Origin of the sequence: Sulfurisphaera tokodaii str. 7, from assembly GCF_000011205.1 — an archaeon.
In the GTDB taxonomy this organism is placed as follows: domain Archaea; phylum Thermoproteota; class Thermoprotei_A; order Sulfolobales; family Sulfolobaceae; genus Sulfurisphaera; species Sulfurisphaera tokodaii.
This window is the reverse complement of the sequence record NC_003106.2, coordinates 2394491-2414870: the sequence shown is the minus strand read 5'-3', so window position 1 is coordinate 2414870 and position 20380 is coordinate 2394491. Positions and strand designations below refer to the sequence as shown.

The window sequence follows — 20380 nt, the reverse complement described above, 5'->3', positions numbered from 1 at the left end:
TTTTATCTTACTCTATCCACAATAACTTGCAGTACAGAAATACCTCTAAAGTTGTATGCTTCTCTTACACTCTCTTCTACTTCATTAACATCTTCCACCAACCTATAATACCCACCAAAAACCTTAGCGGTTTCGCCAATATTATACCTCTTAAAGTCTGCTCCAGGAAAATACTGCTTTGCCTTTGCCAATCCTTCTGGAAAAACTTCTTCAACAGCTTCAGCACTAGCTAGCCAGCCACCATTATCATAAATTATTACCGTGACATTACCACCATATGTGGAAATTGCATAATAAAATGCCTCTGGCACTCCAAAAATAAATGCACCATCACCAACTGTAGCAATAACTTTCCTATTTGTTAACGAGACACCGAAAGAAGCACCTAAAGCCCAGCCTAAATGACCAAATGAAGGATCAGCGAAGTATTGCCCAAAATCAAGCTTTGTATATCTAGGATTAAATGGATACTCATTAAGTATAACATCATCTTTCCCAATTACCTTACCAATAACGTAACTTAAATATCTAGGATGAATTGACCTCCTTTTCCTCAATTGTTCTATTTCCTCTTCCTTTTTCTTTTCTTGTTGAAGCCTCAGCTCTTTTACTTTTTCCTTCCACTCCTTTTTCTCCTTAACATCTAGTTGGTCAAAGAATTCTGAAACGGTAGATTGGATACACAAGTCGCAAGGAAAACCATAAAATGGGATATAAGAGTAAGATGGATCTACATCAACCTTTATAATTTTGCCATCAAATTTAGTTTTCTTTGGAATATAAGGTACCTCGGCCTCTACTACAATAGCTAAATCAACAGTTGATAAATCAATCCTATCTAATCCCATTTCACCAGAATAATTTACAACCTCTCCTATGTAATTTAAAACTGGTATCCCTACTTTATCAGCAAACGTTTTTATGCTATCAAACCACTCTTTCCTTCTACCACCCCTCCAAGTAATTATAATTGGTCTTTCACTCTCCTCGATCATTTTCTTAGCCTTTACTAGATCTTCTCTTTTCATTCCTGGCTCAAAAGTTGAAACTCTAACTTTTCTGTACTCGCTTTTCTCTATACTCACCTCTCTAGGAATCACAATATATACTGGTCCCTTAGGCTCACTAAATGCAATCTGATAAGCCCTAGCTATAACCTCTGGTATTTGCTCAGTCCTCCTTATTTCAAAATCATATTTAACCCATTGCCTAACAATTTCTCCTTGATCCCTAGCCTCTTGAGTCCAATGTATTCTCAAATTCCTACTTGCTGGACTACCAGTTTCAGTATAAGGACTTCTGCCAGCAATAACTATTAGGGGTATTCTAGATGTGAAAGCATTAATTATCATTCCTAAAGCATTTGTAGTACCCGGAATTGTATGAACTGCAACAACCCCTATTTTTCCAGATAGAGAATAGCCTATAGCTGCAGCAGTAGCTGTTATTTCATGTGGTACTATTACGAAATCTGGCAATGAAGGATCCCTTACTTTTTCTTCAATAAATGCTGCATAATCTGTTCCAGATACCATAAAGATTTTATCTACACCTAAATCTTGTAGACTTTTTAAAATGAGTCTTGCACCGCTATCCATTTGTTTCAATCCTCTTGATACTTAATAAATATAATGGAATAGAGAGAAAGCCTAAAATAGAAATTAATGCCCAAAGATATAATGGAGAAAATAGGAAGAATGACATTAAATAACTTGCATACGAAGAACCAACTAATCTTCCTATTGCGGTAACCATTCCATAAATTCCAATTTCTCTTCCTCTTTGCTCATCTTTCGTGAATGAAGAAGCAATTGCTTGAGAGAGGGGAGAAACTATCATTTCTGCAATCGTAATAAAAATAACATCTATTATTGCGAACAAAAAGTTAGTTATGAATCCAACTACAAAATAAGAAATTGAATATATAAGCATTCCTAGAATAATATGTCTAATTTTCAGATGTCTACCTATAAAATCTTGCAAAAATACAATTAGTACACCATTTACCATAAAGAGTAAACCCACATCTTCAACGGAGAGCTTAACTACTTCAGTATAAAACGTTAAAAGTGAAAAACCCAATTGACTCATTAACATAAAGGTTAAAAATGTGGGAATGAGGAACTTAATAAATTCCCGATGGACGGTAAACAATAACTTTCTTCCTCCTCTAAAATCTGGTAAAGAATTTACAAAAATTAACGGAGTAAGTAAAATAAAAGAGGATATGAGTAGTAACATTCTGAAACCTTCATATTGAAATATAATTGAACCTAAAAGAGGACCGAATGCCCAACCCGCATTTATTCCTACCCTTACTCTACTGAAAGATACAACTAGCTTTTTGAATTCACCTTTGTTAATATCACCAACTAACGTAGTATTTGCAACGTTATAAACATTATTTGAGAAAGACTGAAGAAGTAAGAATATCACTACTAAAAGGGGATGAAAGAAGAAGTAAGAAAGAAAAAGGAACAGAGAAGACGAAATTATTGACATCATCATAGTCTTTAATCTACCTATAAAGTCAACTACGTAACCCCCCACCACATAAGATAAGACACTAACTAAAGCTTGAAGAGCATAATAAATTGCAATAAAAGATAATGGTATTCTAAAGACTGTGAAAAGTGCATAACCAGTAAATGGCCAAATTAAAGATCCACCAAAAGCTCTAAATGCACCAATAATAGCTAGTTTATTTACATTATTCACGCCATTACTTATGATTAGAATTTTTTATACCTAACTATCAATTAATTTTAAAACTTTGTTAATACTTCATTGAGTATTTCCCTTGGAGTAGGATCTCTTCCTAATTTAACTCGTAACTTGTTAACTATTTCATCCATAAATTCTTTAACTTTCTTACCAGCAATGCAAAAATCTGGTACTTTAAAATCGGGTATACCATCCTTATATCTTTCCATTATATCTTTCTGCTCATCCTCTGTAGCAAAAGGATAAGACATACATGCGTAAGGCTTAAATTCATGTATTTTACACTTCCAGCTATCTTGGAAAGGACAAGGTCTAGAAAGTGTATAAAAACCGTTATGTTTTCTTAAGTTTTTTAGTTCATCTTTACTTAGCCTTGCTTTTAATTCTTTATAGTCAAAGTGATAAACTGGGACTGGAAGACCAATTTTACAACATTTTCCTCCACATTCCTCACAGTATTTTCCTAAATTAAGAAAATTATTCATTATTACTTGATATAATATAGAATACATAGCAAACTTAGATATAGGAGCATTAAACTTCTCTAAAAAATCGAAAAGTGCCTCTAAACTCTTAATATCTCCTCTTAGTGCATTTTTAGTTAACATATGAATCTGATCAGCATTCACTTGCTTACTTACTCGCTCAATATTAAAATGTTATCTCACGTTAATCAAAATTAAAAGAGGTAAAAGAGATACTATAATAACTAAATACCATAAATACTCTAGAGAAAGATATGGTAATAATAATTCTAACATTCCTAGACCTATTTGAATAGAATTAACTTCAGCTAAAGCTAATGAAGAATTTTCACTCCTAACTTCTTTTACTACAAAAGCATAAATTATTGAGATAGCCATTTCATTAAATATGCCCATTATAACGAGACCTATTAGAAAATAGTTATAAAGGAAAACTACTGGAATAACTCCTAGAACGCTTGAAATGATAATTCTTAACTTATCGTTCTTTATAAAGGAAAAAGTAAAGGTAAAAACTCCTCCGATAACGGATGATAGTAGCAAAAGAGAAGATAAGGAACCCGTAATTATGGAAGATTCGCCAAGCACATAATATGAAAAAGTAGGGAAATATTCGCTTACCACATAATAAGAACCCCAAACACCGACAGTTGAAAGAGCTACGAGAAATACATTCCTATTTTTCAACACTTTAAACTCAGGTTTAACGTTTTGATATGAAATAACATAATTTATAACACCAGCGATAATAGTTAAAGACCCTAAAAGCAAAGAAGCATAAGTAAAACCCACTAATGAATCAATAAATCCCCAGTTAAGCCCTAATATTCCTCCTACAGAAAACATCGCATTATAGAATCCCATCACTAAAATAGTTCTACCCTCATTAATTAACGCTAAAGTGCCCCCAGCTGAAGAAAAGAAAAATGAAGCACCGAAACCTGTTAAAGCGTAAAGGAAGAGTACTTCTCCAATATCTTTACTTAAACCTATTAAACTATCACTTATTCCCATAATAATAAGACCTAGTGTGTAAGTGTTTTTCATTCCCAGTCTAGTAGAAATTAACCCAGCCGGTATTTGCATTATTGCAGCAGTTACAAAAAAGGATAGAGGAATAAGATTTGCAAAATATTTAGGGGCTGAGAATTCACTGAGCAGGTAAGGAATATAAGGAGAAAGGAAGAACCAACTAGCACCATAAATTACTCTTGCAAATAGAATCGGATAACCTCTCACATAAGACTTAATGTTATAACGTTTAAAAAATCATCTAAATAAGTCTGTTATTTTTCTCAAACTCCTCACTCATTCTTTGCACTTCAAGCGATGAAAGAATATCCAAAACTTTTCTCATATAAACTTTAACGAAGTAGTAAATTTTGTATGATCTAAACTCATCTTCATTATATGTTATCACTCTTAAATATTCCTCAGGTTCGTAATATTTTACCGAATACTCAATACCATCAACATTTATTGAATTAGGAGGAACCTTTTTAGAGACAATAAGAAGAGTGTTTTCCCTTATTCCAGCTAACATAACATACCATTTGTCAATTTTATCTAAAGCTTTAAGCACAATTTCCTTTTCATCCATAAATATCACTTTCTTAAGTAGAATTAAAATATTTAATTATAAAAAAGTTGTTTATTATACATTACTGACTCAAATAATAAAGGTTAATTAGAAGAAATTATAATCTACAAAATTTTATTAGTATTTCTTCTAAGCGTTGTTTATGATTAGTATACTGTATGACGAAATAGTCTCATGTAGCAGATGTGAAAGGCTAATAGAATATAGAAAAAATTTCAAAATACCGCCTAGATTTAAAGATTGGAATTATTGGAACAAACCAGTACCAGGTTTTGGAGATGAAAAGGCAAAAATACTCATAGTAGGTTTGGCTCCAGCACTTCACGGTGGTAATAGGACAGGAAGAGTGTTTACCGGTGATGAATCTGGAAAATGGGTTATTAAAGGACTTTATGCCTTAGGTTTATCAAATAAAGAGGAGGGAAAAACAAGAGAGGATGGACTAGAAGTTAAAGAAGTTTATTTGACAAACACTGTAAAATGTGCTCCTCCGAAAAATAAGCCAACAAGGGAGGAAATCTCAAATTGTTCTAGGTTTTTAATAGAAGAAATTAAATCACTTAGAATAAAAGTAATTTTAGCCCTTGGTAGAATAGCTTTTGATACTATTCTTTCGCTTTATGGAATAAAAAGTAAGTTTTATCATGGAGTCGTTATAAAATTACCAGACGACAAAATTCTAATAGGGTCTTATCACCCTAGTGCTCAGAACACGAAAACTGGTAGATTAAAATGGGAGGATTGGATAAAAATACTTAAATTAGCTTATGAAATTGCTAATAATCCTCAATATTAACTTGCTTATGTCTTACAAAAGTACCTCTTCTTAGATCAGCTAAAGCCTCAAGGATTTGGTCTTCTGTATTCATCACTATAGGACCATACCATGCTACGGGCTCTTCTAATGGTTTTCCAGACAGAATTATAAATCTAGCCTTACCTTTTACTACTATTTCATCACCCTCTCTGTTAAATATAACTAGATTCCCCTTATCAATTTCTGGAACATTAGGAGAAAATTTAGCTTTACCATCAACTACAAATGCCAGTACTGTATATCCATTCTTAACGTTTAAATGAAACTCTCCATCTAAATTAACATCAAGGTATAACGGATCGACATCACTTTTAACTCTTATAGGTCCTTCAATTCCTTTGTATTCCCCCACAAGTATACTGACTTCACCAAAGTCGAATCTCTCCTTGGGAAGTGACTTTATATTCCTATATGTAGGTTCTGTCATCTTTTTGTAAGAAGGAAGATTTATCCAAAGTTGTAAACCTTTCACTGATAAAGGATTTTGATTATACTTAGCGATTTCTACGCCTTCTAATGGCTTTGGCATTTCTTGGTGAAAAATACCACTACCAGCAGTCATCCATTGAACTTGTCCAGGATATATAACTCCTTTATTTCCTTCACTATCTTCATGTTCTACTTTACCTTCATATAGTAACGTAACAGTTTCAATACCTCTATGAGGATGCCACGGAAAACCTACTATATAATCCTCTGGATTAGCTGAACCAAAGAAGTCTAAGAGGAGAAAAGGATCCGTTAGTTGAACAGTTGTCGGACCGCCAAATACTCTATATAATTTTACACCAGCACCGTCAACCGTTCTTTTGCCTTCTAATATACCATATATTCCTCTTATCATAATGTCAAGTTGGTTTTCGTCTAATAAAAATATTGTTCAACTTAGTTATGATTATATTAACGCAATACTCTAATTCCAAATAATCATGACCATGATTATATGATAAAAAAGGAAAAAGAAAAATAGTATAATCAAAAAATAAGTTAACTTTATTAGTTGTGATTACAATTTCATCTAGCTTACTTCTTCTGTGAGCCGCCTTGTTGCTGTTGTTGACCTTGACCCTCTTTCTTCTTCTTCGCCATATTAGGTCTAAAATATGATATCTAAAACCAGTTATTAAGCAATACTAAAATAAAACTTGTTAAATATTTATGTAAAAATGCATGTTGATATTCAAACATTAACTTAATATCTCTTCATAATCATATTATGCTATTTTTAATATATCATAGGATATGTATGAAAATTGTTTAGTTAGGTTCTTCTTTTGTCGTTTGGTGTTACCATATATTTTCGTAAATATTACCTTTTCTCTTATCTGAGATTGAATTTTTATTAAATCTATACTGGTTTTTTCAAGACCTTCTCCCATTTTCCCTTAAAATAGACTAATTTACCCTCCTTAGCAACTACTTTTCCATCTTTTATAACGTAAAGAGGAGGAGACATAAATCTCAAAAGATCAATTACATCATCTTCAGCCATAATAAGTAAATTAGCCCTATTGCCAATGTTGATGCCATAATCTTTAAGAGACCAAACCTTAGCACCATTATATGTTATTAAGTTGATAGAAGAGATAATCTCGTCTGGGGATAACATTTGGTCTAAATGAATAGCCATAAAGAGGACATGTAACATATTGCCACTACCTAAAGGATACCAAGGATCCATGATACAGTCATGGCCCAAAGCGACATTTATACCATAACTTAACATCTCTTTAATAGGTGCCATACCTCTCCTTTTAGGATAATTATCAAACCTTCCTTGAAGAGAAACATTAACTAAAGGATTAGGAATTACATGAATACCAGCCCTAGCAACAATTGGTAGAATCCTATATCGATAAGCTGGATCCCACGAATGCATAGCTGTAACATGCCCAGCTGAGACTTTACCCTCATAATTATACTCCAACGTATACTTAGCTAAAACTTCTAAAAATCTCGAATTAGGATCATCAGTCTCGTCAATATGACCATCAACTATTTTGCCATACTCTTTTGCTAACTTAATTGCAAATTTTATAGATCTAACTCCGTCTTCTCTTGTAATCTCGTTATGAGGAATTAAACCAACATTATCTGCACCTAGCTGAATAGCCTTACGTAATAGCTCGTCATTACCTTTATCAGTATAAATACCATCTTGTGGAAATGCAGTAATTTGAATATCAGCAATCTCCTTTACTTCCTCTCTAACTTTCAAAAGTGAGTGAAGAAGAGTTAAGGACTTTTCAGTAATATCAACATGTGTTCTTATCCACAAAGTACCTTGTGCAACCATTAGTTTCACAGCTGTAACAGCCCTTTTTATCACATCCTCTTCTGTCAGTTTACCTTTAACATCTTTCCAAATCTTTATACCTTCCCATAAAGTTCCGCTCTTATTAAGTACTGGAAGAAATACACTATCTAGATGAAAATGCATATTAAAATAAGGAGGAATTACCAAGTGATTCTCAGCATCAATAATTTCCTCGTCATGCTCTTTGCAGTTAAAACAGCTAATTATTCCATCTTCAATGTAAATGTTAACTATTCTACCATCTAAAAGCCTTGCATTTTTGATAAGCATATAAGGAAATATGACTAATTCTTTTTAATCCTAATTATCCATAAACCTTCTTCGTCTTTTTCTTTTTCTACGTTATAACCCTTAAAAAGATAAGAAATATCTGACTTTGAAATAACAATGACCTCGTCCTCATATTGCAATTTTTTCAATACTTTTCTCACTTTGTCTTTAGCTTCACTCAAATCTTCTAATGACAACGTTATTATCCGTTTCACACACTAACCTATATAATTGGGTTTAAATTCTTTTTGCAATGTATTGCCCTTCAACTTTTTAGTAAATTAATAAGGTAATATTAAAAACTTTTAAAAAATTTCATTTCCTTGAATAGTTAAATTAATACATAATTGATTGAATAGGAATTGAGTCAATTACTCCGTTAACCCCAACTAAAATTACTGAATTTAATGTAACTAGTATATTACCTGGACCTGGCATTACTGGAGTTAAAATCTTCTTTATCAACTTTCCTTCAATAGAAAGTACAAAAAGTATACCTTGCTGATTCTGTATTAAAACTCTTCCTTTAACTATGTCAACATTACTAGTAGTAAAACCAGTAGTAAAATTCCATAATACTTTACCATCTGTTAAGTTAACAGCATATAAAACCCCTACTGGCGAATCATGAAAAACAATGCCATGATAAATTACTGGTGGTGGCGATTCAAGATTAGGAGGCAAGGGAGCTATACCCTCATTTAACCACCAAATGACTTTACCACTAAAGGCATTCATAGCGACTAATGCCTCCTCAATTGTATTATTTTGAAAATGAATAGCTAAGGAAGTTACAACAATACCGTTAGCATATGCTGGTGAAGAATCATCTAAACCGCCTAGACTAGAGAAGTTCTCAGAAAAATTATCATACCATAAGATCTTACCGTTTTCAGCACTTACAGCCCAGAAAATATAAGGGTGAGCAGAACCAAAATAAATTACATTATTAACAAGTAACGGAGAACTCATACTCACATAGGAACCTATATAATCACTCCATATTAATTTGCCATTTGTCAAATTTAATGCAAAAACCTCTCCGTTACCATTAGCCTCAATTATCATCCCTTTATAATATACTGGAGTTGGCATATCTTCTCCTAGTGTAGTATAATTCCATAAAACCTTACCGTTAGATGCATTTAAGGCTACTATCATATTAGTTCCAGTACCCCTTACAGTAGAATTAATAAACTGGTTATTACCTAAACCAACAACAAGAATGCCGTTAACAATAATAGGTTGGGTCATAATCTGGTTTGGAAATCTTTCGTTCCAGACAATTTCACCGTCAGTAATATTTATTGCATAAACGCAACCGATATTATATAGTAAACTCCTAGAAGACATGTTCATAGGCCCAGAAGTTGTAACAAAGAGTAAATTATTATATATAGAAGGAGGAACTATTATTGCACCAGAAACATTAATTAAAAAGTATCCAGTTGTGACGGGCAAAAAATAAATGTGTTGTGGATTACCCTCAAACATTATAGTATTACCGAAATATCCTTTAGTGTTCTCTGGTATTGATTGTATAATTTTAGGTATTGTAATGTTAGGAGTTGGGTTCATATTATTTACAAGAGTTGTTGTTATACTATGAATACCAATTGAAGGTTCCTTATGAATTTGGTGTAATACTACGAAAAATGAGGAAGATAAAATAAGCATTATCCCGATAACAACGGAAATTATCTGATATTTATTCATTATATGTTAGAAGGAGAGTAAGTTAATAAACTTTTTGAAAAAAGAGAAATATCTTGATATTTTATTGATTTTTGAAAGCTAGCCTAGTTAACCAATATATAGATTTTATAACACCAATAGTGTTGTTTAAGTTAATACTTGAAAACTCCATCGATTTTTTACCCTTGGTTTCCTTTAATTCATAAAATATTTGATCTATGGAGTCAAAGACTCTATCAATCATTATTTTCACAATCCTTTTAGCTACATTATTCTTTATCCCACTAGTCAATATAGGAATTAATTGCCTAGTAATTTTGAAATTATACTTCCAACTCATGTAGAGTAAATCCCAGTATTTCGAAGGTAATCTTTCCATGAACGGGAATGGATTATCCCTTATCCTTGTAGTAGCCATAGGAATTACTGGTAATGGAAATACCCAAGCTATGAATCCATGGTCAATTATCTTCTGAACTAGATCAACAGATTGTTGGACATCTTCGTCAGTTTCTTCTGGGTAACCAATTGTCATTGTATAACATGGGAAGATATAATTATCATTCATAATAGCAGTAGCATCAATTATGACATCAGCCCAATCTTTTGGAGTCCATGGAAAAGCCTTTGCCCTCATATATTTCTCCATAATCTTTACACTACCAGTCTCTAAACCAACTACTGGTGCTACAGCCCTATCAAAACTATACCTCGCAATCTCAGCCATTGCTTTAACAGTCTTAGGACTTTCCTTAACTGCTGGAGCAGAAATATGAGGCCACCATATTCCATCAACACCCATATTCATAACTTCAGTAAATAGCCTAACGATAGCATCATGATTAGTTCTAAGCTTTTGAGAACCATAAAGCATTACATCATCAGTAATAAACTCAACCCGATTCCATCCACCCTTCATATTAACCTCAACTTCTTTTTTAATTACATCAAGAGGCATAGATCTGAAAGTTTCTGGAGTTATAGAACAAAATTGACAACCTCTAGGACAACCTCTAGTTATTTGAACCTCTCCAAGTCTTGCTGGGTTAACTATTGGGGGTATTTGGTCAACCTTAGGATCCTTACCTCTAACAATTGTAGGTACCTCTTCACCATCCATTAGCTTCTTTACAACTTCTGGTAATGTGAGTTCTGCTTCACCGATAAAGACAGTATCTATCCACTCAGGCTTTTTATTAAGTAATTCCCAAGCTCCTGGCCCACCAACAATTACCTTAAAATTATATTTAGCCTTTAACTTTTTTACTTCTTCTCCAAGTTCTTCAAAGAACTTGGCAGTCCAAGTTGCACCTCCGCCAAAAAGCATAGAGAGTTTGAATGACACTGGGTTTAAACCAAACGGGTCATGAACAGTTAAACCTAAAACTTTAGTCTTCTCACTTACGGATTTTTCTAAATACTCTGGGGGAATTACTGCTACATTAAAACCATGAGAGAGTAGAGACGCTTCAACCTTTCTTAGGGCATAAGGTGCATATATAGCTTTACCGTCTTTATCAACTTTAATTGGAGGTGTAAAGAACCTATCCATAAAGAACCTGGGTACTAGTCTATATGGCATACAAGCTACATAACCTAATACACTAGAGCCTCCATAATCAGTAAACGAACCTCTATCTGCGGTTAAAATGACATCCCACTCTCTCTTCATCAAATATATATGTTTTGTTCGGATCCAAATAAACCTTTCTTTGAAAGAATTACTAAAAGTTCAAATTATCATGTTGGAAATATGCTGTTTAGTGTCATTTGTATCCTAATTTATAAAAAGAAATTTATGACAAAAAAGGAATAACAATAATAGGTATACATGACTGATAGAACTTTTAAATTTCTCTTAATTTCTAGAGTTGCAAGAAGTATAAGTTTAATCTACGTAAGTTTATCAATACCGTTGTACCTTTCACTTTTAGGTTTATCTCCAGTAACAATTGGGTTAATAGTTTTTGGAGTTGTAGGATTTTATGCCACATTATCTTTTGGACTTGGAATGCTTGGGGATAGAATAGGTTATAAAAAAAGCTTAATAATTGGTGATATACTTCCCCTTATTGGAACTGCATTATTAGCTATTGTAACTAGCGTAAAGCTAATCATACCTCTGCTGATTATTACTGGAATAGGTGGAGGTGCTTCTGGTGGATTAAGAGGAATGTGGAGCCCAGGAATCTCCGCATTGATTGCCTCTAATTGGAGAGATGAGAAAGAAAGGGTAAAAAGACTTGGATTAATCAGTTCTGCTGCCTCTGCTGCGAGTATTATAGGAAGTCTTTTAATATCTATAGAACAATTCTTACCTTTCTCATCCTTAGAAGATTATAGATTTATATTCGGTATTTCTTCTTTGCTCTTATTTATATCTGTTATTTCATTAGTTTTTGTAGAAGAAGCTCAAAGACCGAAAAAGACTACTAAGATAATGAAAAAATCTAGCTTTAATTATATTTTAAGGGTAATAGCATCTAATACAGTAACCGGTGCTGGGATAGGATTAGCAATACCGCTTCTACCACTATGGTTCAAGATAGCTTATCACGCAAATGATTTTGAAATAGGCTTAGTCTTCACACTCTCTTATGCATTAACTTCTATAGGTTCATTTTTAGCAACTAGAATAAAGTTTGATACACTCAAGATTGCGTCTATAACTAGAGTTTTAAACGGAGTACTTTTAATCGGAATTGCGTTCTCACCATGGTTTTATTTAGCTTCAGCACTTTATGCATTAAGGGGACTAAATGCTGGTATTGGAGCACCAAATAGGACAGCAATAAATGTTAGAGGCATATCGGAAGAGGATTATGGAACAGCTACAAGCCTTCAAGGAATATCAACTAGAATAGCACAATTAAGTAGTGGATTAAGTGGTTATCTTTTAGAAACATGGTTACCATTACCAGAATTAAGTGGTGGCATATTACAAGCAGTTGGTGGGTATATTTATTATAGATTATTAAAAGAAAGAAGGAAAGCCACGAGCAGTTAAAAATTTATTAAAATTAATTTTTATACAACGAAACTAGTTAATATACTATGTGCAGAGTTATTTATGGATATAAGGACTTAACAGACGAAATTAAACAGTATTACATACTAGATCCTATGGGATTTTCAAACTACAAAAAGAAGCTAGCATTTGACTTAAATTTCAAATTGCAAAGGGAAAACTCAGAAAAACTCAGAGATCTTTACTTCACCATTTTCGAATTATCCTCCATTATGAGAGAACTTAACTTTAGAATGATTAATCCCAATTACGCTTTACCATCTTTAGTTAATAGAATAAATACCTCATTACCTTTATCATGGAAGAACAACGAGATATCATTACGACAACCTATAAAGATTGAGACAAAAACCGATTTTAATGAAAATATAGAATCTAGCGTAACTATTGATCTTTTTCAGCTTACAGGAATTAAGAACTTTGAATTAAAAGCAAAACTAAAAATAGAAAATAAAAAATTGACAGCAATTCTTGATCTCTCTCTTAGAATAGAAAATAAGGGAGTTTCTAAGAACGTAAATGAAGAAGAGATTAATAAACTTCTTCAAGTAACAGCTAGGGAAGTAAACCAAAAGTCCTTGATTTCACAGTCACAGCTAGATGAAATAGGAGAAAACTTAATAGAAAGCATGATAGAACCTGTATTATTAAGAGAAAGGGAAGAGTTTGAGATAAAAACTGGAATAAAAGACTTTATTTATATACCGAGTAATAGAGCATTATTGCTTAATGCATCTGAATCGGCATTATCTGATGAGGAAATAGTTCAACTGTTTTCAGATAAATGCATCTTTGCAATACAAAGAGTGAAAGAAGGAATAAAGAATTTTAAACCACTATTTTCAACTGACGTTAAAAACGAAAATGGAGTATTATATTGGGGTAATGAAAGTATATACAAAGCTCCCCCTTCGGTAAAGTCTTTAGCTCTAATAGATGCAGAGCTCTCTACAATTAAAGGAAAATCTCTTATAGTGATAGAATATCCAGAGGAGTATTTAATAGAGGAAGAAATTGATAGGATTATACAATTAATGAAAAATCTAGATAGAGAGCATGAAGTTATTATAATAACTGGAAATAGAAAAATAAAGGAGTCTTGTGAAAAATGATTACTTGTACAACTGTACTAGATGATTTAAAAACGTTAGAAGAATTTTCTAAGGCTAGATACCTAATACTCTTAGATGAAAATACTAAAGAAATAATTTATAAAGAAGAAAATCCAGCCCTTTATTCAAGTGCAAAAAGACCAACCGTAGCTAAAGAATGCGTAAAGTTGAAAGCAGATAGAGTTATAGCACCGCATGGATCATTATGTTATCCCTCATACATAATACTAAAAAAAGCGAATATAAGAATTCTAATTTCGAATGTTCATGATAGTTTAGATTCACCAGAATTAAGGGAAGTTAGCATAAAAGAAATAATATATTCAAGTTTTCAAGCTATATTAGAAAGAATAAAAGGAGAAGGTTAATGTATCAGAACCGGAATTTATTTACCTAAATTAGAACCTATTTAGCTGTAAATTCGAAGTCAATAAATCGAACTACTCGTAACCTAAATTGGATAATAGTCCAATATAATTTCTACATTTAATTATTTAAGATAGCTATTACCTACTTCATAGATCAAAAAAAGAGTATATCAACTTTTAAAAAAGGGAAATATTTTTTAATAGTTTATAAAGCGAATAAACCAGTACAATATTCATAACAACAAACATCTCAACACCTACAAATGGAAGTATATCAGTACCCCATGATAAGAACTTAAAGTCCACATTAGAATACTGAGGATAACCTAAAACAAAGAATATGCTAAGTAAAGAATCTGCAAACATATAAATCCCTAGTGCACCTATCTTAAATGTTAGCGACATTTTCGGAATATAAGAACCTGCAAGTATACCACCTAAAATTAGTGTTACCTCTGATAAACCTCTATATAGTGGAAAAGATGCTCCTAATGCAAAAAATAATGGAATGTGCCAGAATCCGGCTGGAATAATACCAAGAATAAATGATATTATAGAACCTTTAAAGAATTTATAACCTATTAATACACCAGCAGCATATAATGCATAATGATCTAGCATATAAACTAATGGGTTATAATATTGTAAGGACTCGACATAAGGGTTAACAAAAGCCAAAATAAATACTGTAGGAACTACCAGGTCTTTCCAGTTTCTCATACCAGAATACTTTATCATAAAAAATATTTTGGGTTAGAGGATTTAAAAATTTACTTTTAAAATAAAAGCAGATTAAAAGAAAAAAAAAGATCAATTTATTTTAACTTTGTTACCTTATTATTCATATCACTTGTACTTACTTCTTTAGTAATTGAAGGTGTTCCAGAACTAGGTGGCTGAGTATTCATTGTTATTCCAGGGGATGCTGTAACACCAGTAGTTGGGGTCCAGAATATTGGGATTCCCACTCTAATCATTGTTAAAACAATTGGTAGTGCAATAAACACAAAACTCAATCCCATAATCATAGCACCATAAGTCATAACATCCATAAATGGTAAGAACTTAATCGGATATGCGTCCCATCTCCTTATTAACCCTAAATAGCCAGCATAACTCATTGTATAGCCAGTCAAGAGTGCACCAACAGTCCACATAGATAGACCTGCAAATAAGAACCCTCTACCTAAAGAAGAGAAGTCTAATTTAGCACCTACTTGATTTCTTAACATATCTAGGATTATTGCTACACTTCCAACTATAATTATTGTCCAAATCATTAAATGGAAATGTCCAACTACATAGTAAGTATTGTGAACAATTACATTAGTTATATTTATTGGAAGAATCAATGCTTGTAACCCAGCTAATATAAAACCTATGTATGCTATTAGGGCTGCAAAACCTACTGGATCCTTATAGTTATATCCAGTTGGACTATAAAATATTGTTAAAGCTAAATTCAATACTGTTAAACCAGATCCTGCGGCTAAGATTAGTGTAGTTGGTGTAATGAATGCTCTTATATACACTGGTAATGGGAATGTTTGTAGGTGATGAACCCAAGCTAACATACTAAAAGTAAACAGCAAAATTATGTTCCACCTAGCCCACCTTTCACTATATAATGGCCTTCCAGCATAATGCGGAATTAATGCATACAAACCGCCAAATACCGTAAATGGTACATAATAAACTACTGGATGACCAAAGAACCAGAATAAAACTACCCACGTTAATGGATTAACTGGAACATTAGCCCAGAAGTATAATGTATACCATAATTCTCCAGCAGCCAATGCTGGTTCTGTTAAGAAGATTAGAGCACCGGCAAACATCATAGCATAAGAGGCAAAGATTGGTATTTTACCCTCTTTTGGTCTTGTCTTTATAGCGTCAATAAACATAAACAATGACGCTAATATAGCAGCTACAGAATTTATGAATAGGAAGAAGTATGCCATTCCTATTAATGCATCTGTGTGATAGTTAAGCCATGATTGAGTTTGCAACGCTAAAGGAGGATACATATACCAACCAGTTATTGGACCTCCAGCAAAAGTTACTATAGGTGCTAAATTTAAAACCCAGAATAAGGCAGTAAGTGTTCTGAAATGAACTACAGACATTCCACTCTTATACAATGCATAAGCAAATATTCCTAGTGCTAGATCTTCAACAATTATATACATCGCAGACATTCCATGAAGAGTAACTAGAAAGTAATAAAGGGGAGAAATAGCATATCCAACGGCAGGATTCGTATGAGGATTTAATAAAATTGTCCTAAACCATAAAGCAGCAATTCCCATTACAATAAGCCATGATATTGCTCCAGAAATATATACTAAAGCCATACCTAAACTTGTTTTAGGATATAACTTCACCATCTTACATCACCCACAAATAACCATACATATAAGAATGACCAATACCACAATACTCTGCACAATGGAACGTGTAATTACCAGGAGTCATTGGAGCATAAAAGAAAGCATAACTGTTAACACCTGGTACAATATTCCAATTCTGTGGACCATGAGGTAGTCTAAGATAGAAGGCGTGCATTACATTATTACTATAAAGAACTAATAGTATTGGTTGTCCTGGCTCAACTTTAATAGCTGGAAAACCATTAACATAAGTTATAACTGTAGAGGTTACACTTATATTCTCCATGGTCCCGTTAGGCAAATAAATTATTTCAGTAGCATTCATAGGCTCCCAAGCCCATTGTACACCTAACATATAAATTACTATAGTTCCGTTAGGCAATGGTTTAGGAACACCACTTCCCAATGGTAAACCATATCTATAAGTTGCAGCAGAACCATTTATGATGCTAAAATAACTATAACCAGTAAAAGCAGCAACCAGAATCAACATTACTATAAACCATATTTTCTCCCAATCTCTTTTATGCTCACTCATCTTACTTCAAAATTTAAATACATATATTGGTTTAAAAGTTTTTCTTAGTATAAATGATATTGAATGATATTACTTTTAAATAATATAATTCATTTAACTAAAAATATAAAAAAAAGAAGCAAACTATACTCAGTTCAAAAAATATTTACTATCTTTTTCCTTATTAATAAGTAAAAGACTATACCAGCAATTATAGCTAGACCAGCAAGTAGAAAACCAAACGCATCTTCAAAAGGAATACTAGACGGAGGTGCGACAGTTGAAGCCATGATGAATAACATAACTGATCAACTAATTAAAATGAATAATAATTTATAAATTTTACTACTTTTTCTTCATAAATCTTATATTTTAATAAAAAACCAAACCAATATATATGAAAATAAAAACTTAATTGAGCTTTTGGTAAAAATAGATAAAAATAAATACTACTTTTTTAAAGTTGGGAATTGAGATAGCTATGAATAAGCTAGGAGTAGCATTACTAATTATAATTTTCGCTGGCACAGCAATCATGGCGGGATTTATCGCATATAATTTTGCTATGGTAACTTACCCATTACCTAAGTCACATGCAGCAATAATACTAACTACAACAACAACTACCACTTCTACTTCTACAACTACCACTTCAACAACTTCTACCACAACAACTTCGTCCTTACCTCCTGGTGCTATCGCCTTGCCTTATGATGCTAGTAATCATACTGTATTCTTATATTTAGCTGCCTTGTCTACTGGTAACGTTTTCAATTTTAATGGAACTTCTTTTGGAAAAATGCACGTCTACATACCAGCTGGTTGGACTGTAATAGTTTATTTCACCAATGAAGAAAGTGGTCTACCACACAACCTCTTGATAGTACAAAATGACACGGCAACACCAAATAGCTCAGATGTAGGAAACGATGGAAAAATACTACTATATGTAGGAACAACACCAAGCTCCTACACTGCAAATGGATTAATAAGCGGGCAATCAGCTAGTGGATCAATAACACTACAACCAGGATACTATTGGTTCTGCTGTGGAATAGCAGGACATGCAGTAGCGGGCATGTGGGGAGTAATAATAGTCTCATCTTCAATAACAGTACCATATGCAACAACATAAGAAATATATTCTTTTTTATTTATTAACTTAAAAATTAATAAAGTATATTCTTACACTGAGACAAGACTATTCTTAAACAGTCATCAGTTTTTGAAATTTATTTATAAAAATATCAGAATAATGTAAAAATCTTTTTTATGTTATGATTTACAGAAAAGACCTAGAAATATGAAAAACAAAAACATTAGTTTAGAAAACATTTACATGTGAGAGTTTTAAAGTCTTTGTATTAGTAGCCTAACAGCCCTTCTTCTATATACATATGTTTAACCTGAAGGCTTATTGTTTCTCTTTAAACTGTGACTGGGTATAATTTGATATGAGATAGATAGAATAAGGTAATCAGTGTAGGAAATATATGTTTCCAGTGAGGTTTCTCCTAAATCATGAAATAAGGATAGGTTCTGTTCTCATGCAATCATGAAATTCGAAAGTTATTTGTAATATTATGTTATTATTCTTTCATTAAGGCTTAAACTTAAAGAAGACGCAGGCTTTATAGAGTTTTATGAGTTCCCAATTTATAATACTCACTAATTGTTTGACAAGAAACTCCAAATTAGGATTTTTATGAGTAGGCACCTCATACCATGTCTTTAATAGACCTAAGTTTGCAACCTTAGGAGGGAGACTATGTAGACCATGGATAGTAATAAGCTTATAAGACTTTATATTTCCTCATAATAGATTAGTATCTAATTATCTCTATTTTAAAGTCCTATTAAGGTTACTAATAAGCGTATTATTTGATAAGTTATACTTTCTGAGATTTTAAAGGGCAAGATCTTGCCTATATATAGGTTATTTATCCTCAAATCTTCTTGAGTTAGCACCTTAAATTTAGGTTTATTTGAATAATCTTCATTAAGAGAAGTTATTTGGGTTTTGAAACTAGGCCAAAAAGTGCCATGTCTATATATCATTATTAAGTTAGAGATCATAATATATAAAAATAACACTTAAAAAACTAATTTTATCGATAAATTAGAAAATAGAAGATATAATTTACTTATAGGCAATAAAATAAAAAAGTCTTTTCAACTTTGAGTAGTGAAAATAGTAACTTACCTCTTTCAATTTATGTTGTTGCATATGGTACTGTTATTGAAGATGAGACTATTATTACTCCCCACATGCCCGCTACTGCATGTCCTGCTATTCCACAGCAGAACCAATAGTATCCTGGTTGTAGTGTTATTGATCCACTAGCTGATTGCCCGCTTATTAATCCATTTGCAGTGTAGGAGCTTGGTGTTGTTCCTACATATAGTAGTATTTTTCCATCGTTTCCTACATCTGAGCTATTTGGTGTTGCCGTGTCATTTTGTACTATCAAGAGGTTGTGTGGTAGACCACTTTCTTCATTGGTGAAATAAACTATTACAGTCCAACCAGCTGGTATGTAGACGTGCATTTTTCCAAAAGAAGTTCCATTAAAATTGAAAACGTTACCAGTAGACAAGGCAGCTAAATATAAGAATACAGTATGATTACTAGCATCATAAGGCAAGGCAATAGCACCAGGAGGTAAGGACGAAGTTGTTGTGGTAGAAGTTGTTGAAGTGGTAGTTGTAGAAGTAGAAGTGGTAGTTGTTGATACTGTAGTAGAAATAGAAGTGGTTACTGTAGATACTGTCGTTGGTGGTAGTGTTGTAGTTACTGTAGTTGAAGATCTTGTAGCAATATAATATGCAGCAACTCCTACTAGAATTATAGCTATTACTATTGCTATTACTATAGGTGTATTTGACGCCATGTTAGTTTATAGTTTTAAATAGCAGATTAAAAGATTTTTCATTAATAAAACTTATATCTTTACATAAATACTTTGATCTTATTTAAATTATTATAATAAAAAGTAAATAAACATCTACGATATAAAACTTTCAGAGCTTTAAACTTTATTTCATTATAATAAA

At 32.5% G+C, this 20380-nt stretch carries 20 protein-coding genes; 5 read left to right on the top strand and 15 right to left on the bottom strand.

What is annotated here, in order from left to right; translation table 11 throughout:
* Positions 1-2: 2 nt before the first annotated feature.
* From STK_RS13270 to STK_RS13250, 5 genes are read right to left on the bottom strand one after another with little or no spacing between them, the layout of a single operon-like run.
* Positions 3-1598, bottom strand: a complete 1596-nt coding sequence (locus tag STK_RS13270) for a thiamine pyrophosphate-requiring protein (protein ID WP_010980494.1) — start codon at positions 1596-1598, stop codon at positions 3-5.
* A complete protein-coding gene (locus tag STK_RS13265; RefSeq protein WP_010980493.1) occupies positions 1591-2718 on the bottom strand; it encodes an MFS transporter in 1128 nt (375 codons plus the stop codon). The genes STK_RS13270 and STK_RS13265 overlap by 8 nt, the downstream gene beginning before the upstream one ends.
* A 47-nt stretch (positions 2719-2765) precedes the next feature.
* Positions 2766-3353 carry a YkgJ family cysteine cluster protein gene (locus STK_RS13260; RefSeq protein ID WP_010980492.1) on the bottom strand — a complete coding sequence of 196 codons (588 nt, stop codon included), beginning with the start codon at positions 3351-3353 and terminating at the stop codon, positions 2766-2768.
* A gap of 30 nt (positions 3354-3383) precedes the next feature.
* Positions 3384-4448: an MFS transporter gene (locus STK_RS13255; RefSeq protein WP_010980491.1), complete on the bottom strand. Its 1065-nt coding sequence runs from the start codon at positions 4446-4448 to the stop codon at positions 3384-3386.
* A gap of 34 nt (positions 4449-4482) precedes the next feature.
* Positions 4483-4809 carry a hypothetical protein gene (locus STK_RS13250; protein ID WP_052846790.1) on the bottom strand — a complete coding sequence of 109 codons (327 nt, stop codon included), beginning with the start codon at positions 4807-4809 and terminating at the stop codon, positions 4483-4485.
* Between the two features lie 142 nt (positions 4810-4951).
* Between STK_RS13250 and STK_RS13245 the strand changes: the two genes are divergently transcribed.
* Complete coding sequence (locus STK_RS13245; protein WP_010980489.1) at positions 4952-5605, top strand: uracil-DNA glycosylase; 654 nt, start codon at positions 4952-4954, stop codon at positions 5603-5605.
* On the opposite strand, the gene STK_RS13240 is transcribed toward STK_RS13245, so the two are convergent.
* The 5 genes from STK_RS13240 to STK_RS13220 all read right to left on the bottom strand — a co-directional run bounded on the left by STK_RS13240 (position 5586) and on the right by STK_RS13220 (position 11580).
* Positions 5586-6470: a pirin family protein gene (locus STK_RS13240; RefSeq protein WP_010980488.1), complete on the bottom strand. Its 885-nt coding sequence runs from the start codon at positions 6468-6470 to the stop codon at positions 5586-5588. The genes STK_RS13245 and STK_RS13240 overlap by 20 nt on opposite strands.
* Positions 6471-6974: 504 nt before the next feature.
* On the bottom strand, positions 6975-8213 hold the full coding sequence (locus STK_RS13235; protein ID WP_010980487.1) for an amidohydrolase family protein: 1239 nt from the start codon (positions 8211-8213) through the stop codon (positions 6975-6977).
* Between the two features lie 14 nt (positions 8214-8227).
* Positions 8228-8428 carry a sulfurtransferase TusA family protein gene (locus STK_RS13230; protein ID WP_052846789.1) on the bottom strand — a complete coding sequence of 67 codons (201 nt, stop codon included), beginning with the start codon at positions 8426-8428 and terminating at the stop codon, positions 8228-8230.
* Positions 8429-8549: 121 nt separating this feature from the next.
* The gene (locus STK_RS13225; RefSeq protein WP_010980486.1) at positions 8550-9929 is read right to left on the bottom strand and encodes a PQQ-binding-like beta-propeller repeat protein; all 1380 of its coding nucleotides are present in this window, start codon (positions 9927-9929) and stop codon (positions 8550-8552) included.
* A 61-nt stretch (positions 9930-9990) separates the two neighbouring features.
* A complete protein-coding gene (locus STK_RS13220; RefSeq protein ID WP_010980485.1) occupies positions 9991-11580 on the bottom strand; it encodes a B12-binding domain-containing radical SAM protein in 1590 nt (529 codons plus the stop codon).
* A 159-nt stretch (positions 11581-11739) separates the two neighbouring features.
* On the opposite strand from STK_RS13220, the gene STK_RS13215 reads away from it, so the two are divergent.
* From STK_RS13215 to STK_RS13205, 3 genes are read left to right on the top strand one after another with little or no spacing between them, the layout of a single operon-like run.
* Entirely contained in the window at positions 11740-12915 is a 1176-nt protein-coding gene (locus STK_RS13215) for an MFS transporter (RefSeq protein ID WP_010980484.1), read from the top strand.
* Between the two features lie 47 nt (positions 12916-12962).
* On the top strand, positions 12963-14048 hold the full coding sequence (locus STK_RS13210; protein WP_010980483.1) for a hypothetical protein: 1086 nt from the start codon (positions 12963-12965) through the stop codon (positions 14046-14048).
* Positions 14045-14416: a NifB/NifX family molybdenum-iron cluster-binding protein gene (locus STK_RS13205; protein WP_010980482.1), complete on the top strand. Its 372-nt coding sequence runs from the start codon at positions 14045-14047 to the stop codon at positions 14414-14416. The genes STK_RS13210 and STK_RS13205 overlap by 4 nt, the downstream gene beginning before the upstream one ends.
* A gap of 177 nt (positions 14417-14593) precedes the next feature.
* On the opposite strand, the gene STK_RS13200 is transcribed toward STK_RS13205, so the two are convergent.
* From STK_RS13200 to STK_RS15450, 4 genes are all read right to left on the bottom strand, one after another.
* Positions 14594-15154: a DUF1404 domain-containing protein gene (locus STK_RS13200; RefSeq protein ID WP_010980481.1), complete on the bottom strand. Its 561-nt coding sequence runs from the start codon at positions 15152-15154 to the stop codon at positions 14594-14596.
* A gap of 77 nt (positions 15155-15231) precedes the next feature.
* Complete coding sequence (soxB, locus tag STK_RS13195) at positions 15232-16806, bottom strand: proton pump complex quinol oxidase subunit SoxB (RefSeq protein WP_010980480.1); 1575 nt, start codon at positions 16804-16806, stop codon at positions 15232-15234.
* Position 16807: 1 nt separating this feature from the next.
* Entirely contained in the window at positions 16808-17347 is a 540-nt protein-coding gene (soxA, locus tag STK_RS13190; RefSeq protein ID WP_010980479.1) for a proton pump complex quinol oxidase subunit SoxA, read from the bottom strand.
* A gap of 134 nt (positions 17348-17481) precedes the next feature.
* Positions 17482-17616 carry an LPXTG cell wall anchor domain-containing protein gene (locus STK_RS15450; RefSeq protein WP_198429701.1) on the bottom strand — a complete coding sequence of 45 codons (135 nt, stop codon included), beginning with the start codon at positions 17614-17616 and terminating at the stop codon, positions 17482-17484.
* Positions 17617-17789: 173 nt separating this feature from the next.
* Between STK_RS15450 and STK_RS13185 the strand changes: the two genes are divergently transcribed.
* The gene (locus tag STK_RS13185) at positions 17790-18461 is read left to right on the top strand and encodes a sulfocyanin (RefSeq protein WP_232616487.1); all 672 of its coding nucleotides are present in this window, start codon (positions 17790-17792) and stop codon (positions 18459-18461) included.
* A gap of 1078 nt (positions 18462-19539) precedes the next feature.
* On the opposite strand, the gene STK_RS13175 is transcribed toward STK_RS13185, so the two are convergent.
* On the bottom strand, positions 19540-20217 hold the full coding sequence (locus STK_RS13175) for a sulfocyanin (RefSeq protein WP_010980477.1): 678 nt from the start codon (positions 20215-20217) through the stop codon (positions 19540-19542).
* Positions 20218-20380: the final 163 nt, after the last annotated feature.